The sequence below is a fragment of the Nostoc sp. DedSLP03 genome, assembly GCF_034530815.1.
Lineage (GTDB): Bacteria > Cyanobacteriota > Cyanobacteriia > Cyanobacteriales > Nostocaceae > Nostoc.
In genome coordinates this window covers 1-5,958 of the sequence record NZ_JAVRCK010000178.1, presented here as the reverse complement: position 1 = coordinate 5,958, position 5,958 = coordinate 1, and the positions used below count along the sequence as shown (strand labels likewise).

2 protein-coding genes are annotated in these 5,958 nt (G+C 41.1%); both read left to right on the top strand.

The genetic code is table 11. The features are described from left to right. Positions 1-68 precede the first annotated feature (68 nt). Positions 69-2,645, top strand: a complete 2,577-nt coding sequence (locus tag RM368_RS37695) for a tubulin-like doman-containing protein (RefSeq protein ID WP_322698796.1) — start codon at positions 69-71, stop codon at positions 2,643-2,645. 30 nt (positions 2,646-2,675) lie between these two features. Beyond that, entirely contained in the window at positions 2,676-5,732 is a 3,057-nt protein-coding gene (locus RM368_RS37690; protein ID WP_322698795.1) for a hypothetical protein, read from the top strand. The last annotated feature ends 226 nt before the right edge of the window (positions 5,733-5,958 follow it).

The following is a 5,958-nucleotide window of genomic DNA, read 5'->3' as shown; positions in this document are numbered from 1 at the left end:
GGTAACTTTCATCTTCTTACTTCTCCCGCCTTTTTTCCTAATTCACATTAGGCGTTACTACTGAAAATATCCAAGAACGAGAAAAATCACCTGATGGCACCAAGGTTGTCTTAGAACCTAATGAACTTTATGCAATTTCTGTCGCAAATCCCCTACCGCTAACACGTAACGACCACATCGCTGAATGGTGGCCTAGGGACATTCCAGCAAATGCCTTGATCGGTGGTGCCGGACAAATTCGGGCCCGGGGACGGCTCGCCTTATTTGCGAGAGTAGGCGATATTGATGCTTTAATTGCTCAAGCAATCAATGCTGTCCGCGAAATTCGCACTAGTAAACAAGCATTTTCAGAGAACTTTCAAGTTTCCAGTCGGGATGGTGTCGAAGTTTTTATTGTTGGCAGTTTAGCGGGTGGAACGGGCAGTGGCACATTCTTAGATACAGCTTTTTTAACACGGCAACATCTCAATAATTTTTCTAATATTACAGGAGTATTTGTTTTACCCAGAGTGTTTGCCAATATTCCCCAAACTCACTTGGTGAAGTCTAATGCCTATGGCGCTCTCAAGGAAATCGAACACTTTTGGGGATTGTCACCCTCTAATAGCATTGAGATTGATTATGGCACCAAAAAAATCAAAGCCGATCGCCCTCCCTTTGATGCTGTATTTTTAATTGACGGGGTTAACAAAAATGGAACTGTAGTCGGTCGTCCAGACGATTTACAAAATTTAGTTGCAGATGGCTTGTACATCCAAATTGGTTCTCAAATCGGTTTAGACGCTGCTAACGTTGCTGATAATATTCGCGCTTATCTGGCAACTGGTGAAAAAGTTCGAGGACGCAATATAAATTATTGTAGTTTTGGCTTTGCTACCCTGACTCTGCCAGTACAGCAATATGAGCGGATGAAATTAGAGGATGCTCAAAGCTTGCTGAAAAATGAGTTGATGGCATCTACCGCAACAATCGATTTAGAAAGCGACATTACCCGATTTTTAGAAGATTGCAAGTTAGCAGAAGCGACTACTCTCCTGAATGCGTTGACTGAAAGCGATCGCGGCGGGCAAATGAAACCCGAATTTAGAATTGGCGAAATCCGTCAGGATCGCACAGCTTTGCCGACAATCAAAGAACTCTACAAACGGCAGTTAGATCAATTTGAACAACGGACGGGTCAAGAACTGGGATTGAGTTTTTATCGCTTAGAGCAGACTGCATCTGCTGCGATCGCAACTTTCTGGGAACGCGGTCTTAACCGTCCCAATGGACTAGCTTATGTTTCGGAATTTTTGAGCAAACTTTCCCAAAAATTAGACGAATTACAGCAAAGTGTGCAGCAAAAATCGCAAGAGGCGCAATCCAGCTTCAATGCTTTGAAATTAGAAGCTCAGGAAGAAAAAATTAAAGAAGCCGCAGAAACTTGGTTCCCAAATAAAAACACAATCCAAGCAGCTTGTCAGAGATACAAAGAACGGGCTGACCAAAAGTGGAAAACTTATTTACATTGGAAACGGTGTGATAAAGCGGCTGAACTCTATGGTGTACTACGGGCTAAGGTAGAGCAAATCCAGGAAAAATGTCAGCGTCTACACAGCAACTTAGATAAAGTTTATCGAGATATAGAACAGAGTTATCACGAGGTCAGCCGTCAAGGAAGTAACGATAATCCTTTTATTCACACCATTCAGCGCATCAATCTGCAATCGAAACGCCCCAAAGTTACTGGCGAAGATTTTATCCGTTGGCATCGAGAACAGTCTCAAACTTTAACAAATTGGTCTGAGAAAAAAGCTGAAGATGTCAAGAACGAAATTCTGAAATTTGTAAATGAAGCTTACTATCCTCTCACCAGCATGACTGTTGAACAGGTTTTAGCAGATAGCAATCCTGAAGATGCGGGGCAAGATTTGCAACAACTTGGCAAACTTGCAGTTCCTCTTTGGCAGTATGAAGAAACGGAAATTCCCGTTCAACAGCAGCACGTAATCACAGAATTTTATTACTACGGAGTAGAGAGCAACAACACAATTTTTAGCGATCCGCCTCTTTCTAATCGTTTGCCTAAAGGAAATAATAATCCTTCTTTCGTACCAACAGGTGAACCTCATAAGGTGATGCTGTTTCGAGTAGAAATTGGTGTTCCCTTATTTGCATTCAACGGAATGAGGGATATGGAGTCAGCCTACCTAGATCCAAATAAAGTCTTTAAGCATTTGCATCGTAATTGGACAAACTTAGCTAATTTAATTCCTCCAGAAGATGACGGTGGGGCATTGCGTTGGTTTGCTTTAGCCCTGGCACCCGATCCATATAAATTAATTGTCAATCAGGGTAAAAAATATTTTGTTTCTACAGAACAAGCGAAAAGATTAGACGGCGGAGTTTTGCCATTGGGAGGCGATCGCAAATCAGCATTTAAAGCTTTCAAAAGTAACTTGCCTTTAGTCAAGGAAATTGCTAACAAAGTTGAGCAGATTACCCACGAAGACCAAGACAAAGCCAAATCTACTTTGCAAAACTACATCAATCACCTCAATCAAGTTTTAAAGGGAGGCAAGGTTGATGCCCAAATTCAAGAACAGGTAGAAATGGAAATCCAGGAAATTGAAGCTTACCTGGAAGATTTAGATGTGATTATTTAGCCCTATAGTTTGCACTCTGAGAGTGTCCCCATGCCAAAACCAACTATTTTACTTGCACTCGATCCTCACAGTGCCGCTTTTTGTACAGCCATTAAACGGCAACTGCAAAAATTTCCAGCCGAGCAAACCTGTTTAATCCAAACTTATAATTTAACTTGGGATGGTCAAACTTTTGGCTTTAGTGGCGAGTTAGATCAGTTTGCTGACACGAGTTTTGAGCTGGCTCAAACTCATAGTAAACAAGCTTATGTTTCCAAAATTCGTACCCAGTTCAGTGAAGCGACTGGCGAACTGCAAACTGCACTGATCGAATTATTGAAAACGGCTAGTCAATCCAAAGAAGCGATCGCAGCGAAACGCCAAGGAGTAGAAATCAGCAGCAGCCATCGAGTATATATGATGCTTTCAGCCAGCAATCAATTTGCTAGGGGAGTAGTTTTTGACATAGTACGCTTGATTCGTTGGCTATTTTCTAAGTACTTTACAGATATTCCTTACAGCTTAGAAGCTTTATTGCTATTGCCAGGGTTATTTACCCAAGCCACAACTGCTGATTACGGTGCTGCTTACGCCTTCCTGAAAGAATTAGATTACAAAATGATCGGTGGCGTTGTAATTACAGGTGCCCAAAAAGTACCACCTTTTGATAACTGCTGGCTGATGGACGAGCGAATTGGGGGACTGAAGGATAATTTGCCTAGCTATGCTGATGCTTTGGCAGGTTTTCTCACCGTGGAACCGGAAACCAACGGCTTATTGCTTGGCGCACAAAAAGTGCGGGGAAAAATACCCGCTTATAGTTCATTTGGTTATGGAGAATTGTTTTTCGCAGGAGAAACAACTATTAACCGTTTGAGTGCTGGCTTTGCTGCCGATATTATCATGGAGCAGTTTTTACCGAAGGCAGAATTCACTCCCGAAGCAAGTCGCAAATGCCTATTAGATGCTAAAGGATTTGTTCTCAGCGAAGATTTCAGTAATGCTTTTCTGCAATTAGAACGAGACAACGGTAAACCAGTTTGGCAAGATTTTAATCCGCGTATTGACATTCATACTGGCATGGCGCGGGAATATGGGATGGAATTGCAGCGTGCTTATCGGCAGTTTGAAAATAAAGAGCTACTTTCTTATAAGCGCACGTTGGAAAAGTGTTGTAAACAACTACAAGGAAACCTCACCAGCTTCCTAGATCACAGCATAAATAGCTATATTGATGCTACACCTAGAGGCTTACATGAAGGAGTTAGGCTATTAAATATATTGACCTTTTTGTATTTGGAACTGCAAACGGATGCCATTGGCGATCAATCCCAAAATCTGGTTACAGAACTACGTGCGGCTGAAGCATTTCTCGACTCAAGATTGCAGGTAACAATTGATCGAGAAGAGACTCAAAAGCTGCTTAACCAAGTTCTATCCTTAAAATTACGGCAGCAACAATTACAAGATGGTTTAGCTGAAAGAAAATCTGAAGAACAACTGCAAGATTTACAAACAACTCAGAAACAGCTAGAAATAGCAGTTGCTGACTATCGTCAAGCGTTAAATACTGAAATCGAACAAGCTCGACAAATTCGCTTTATGGCGATCGCTCGCGCTCGCGAACAAGCTGAAGCTGCGATCGTTGTAGCTCAGAACCACTTAACAGCCATTGAAAATCAACTCGAAAAAGCTACAGATAACTTAGATGAACTGCTAACGGAAGAAAACCGTTTTCGTTCACAGTATTTGATCGTTTATCCTACCTTGGTTACTGGTGCAATATTCGCCTTGCTGGTTCTAACCGGAATTTTCAGTCAATCAACACTATGGCTATTTTTGCAAAAGTTTTGGGCTAACTTAGTTAGTTATCTGCTTTGGACTGCGGTAACAATTTTGACTTACTTAGGTATTGTTTGGCTCAAGTACAGCACTAATATTCGCGATCGCATTCAGAAGGTTCAGAAACAAATTAAACGCTTAGAAAGCTCTATTAAAGCAACCGCCGTCGAATTGCGTCGCAGCTATAACGAACAATTAAAGTTAGAGTACGATTTATACGCCCAAAATCTCCGTGTCGAGGCGTTAAATTATTTGATTAAAACAGCTAAACAAAGAACTGAAACCTTACGTCAAACTCTGTCCGATTTCTCTGAAATATACAATAATTTGGTTGCTCAACGCGATCGAGCTACTACGAAGTTCTCCGAAACTCGGCTCACAGTTCTAACTGATGCGGATATTGATACTTATTACCAAAGTTTTCTTTCCACATTACCAACTGAAAAGTTTACTCAGGAACAGGTTAGCCGTTCTCAGTCGTGGAAAATTTCTGCTGAAGAATTTCAGAATCAACTTATACCCTTTGCTCGTCAGCAGTTCGAGCAGTTGGGTAATTTATCTATTGGCGAAGTATTAAAGCAATCAGATTTAATTGCCGCCAATACAGCTAATTTGCGTTTGAATCAACTTTATGACAGCGCTAGTTTGTTACTACGAATTCAAGATATTGACGCTAACTTAAACCCAACTTCTCAACGGGAAATTACTCTCTGGCTGGGAGCAAAAGATAAAGAACAAATTTTTGCGTTTTACAGTCGCTTTAGTCGTAGTTTAACCGCCTTAGTAGCTGAAGATGAGCAACGGTTGTGTATTTTGACTCGTTCCTTGGGCTTTCCGGCTTATTTTCTCAGCCAAATTGAGTATTATCGAGACTGCTATGAACGGACTCAGAGCGAACAAATCGATGAAGACGAAAACATTCCCGATTTAATCCCAGAAGAAATAGGTTCTGGTAGAGAATTAAAACTAGCTTATCAAACTTTGCTATTAGCGATCGCTCTTGGGCTACTATCCCAACATTCTCAAGGTGATTATCAATTTAACGGTCGGTCACTTGGTAAAGACCGAGAACAAATTACTTTAGCTTTAGCAACTGAGTTCACCTTTCAGGAACTCTATGGAGACTTAGAAGAACGTATCGAAACATTTGAAGGTGATTTTGTTTACCATAAATTACAGGAATTCGGAACATCTGCCTCATCTTTAAATCCATACGAACGTAAGCTTTTAGATCGTCTGCTTTCAGACTATAACCCTCTGAATTAGGCATTCAATCACCTTTTTTACTTCTCTGGAAATTGAATATATAGGACTCATATTTGATTTCTGAAAAAACTCAGTACACCTTTATTCCTATCTTCCCAGTCCCCAGTCCCCGATCCTTACGAGTAATCAGGAATCAAATAGGATTGCTATAGACTTAATCCCAGCCCCTAAAGCCCACATTCCGCAGGTGCGATCGCAAATGCTGTATTTTTAGAAATGACCTAAA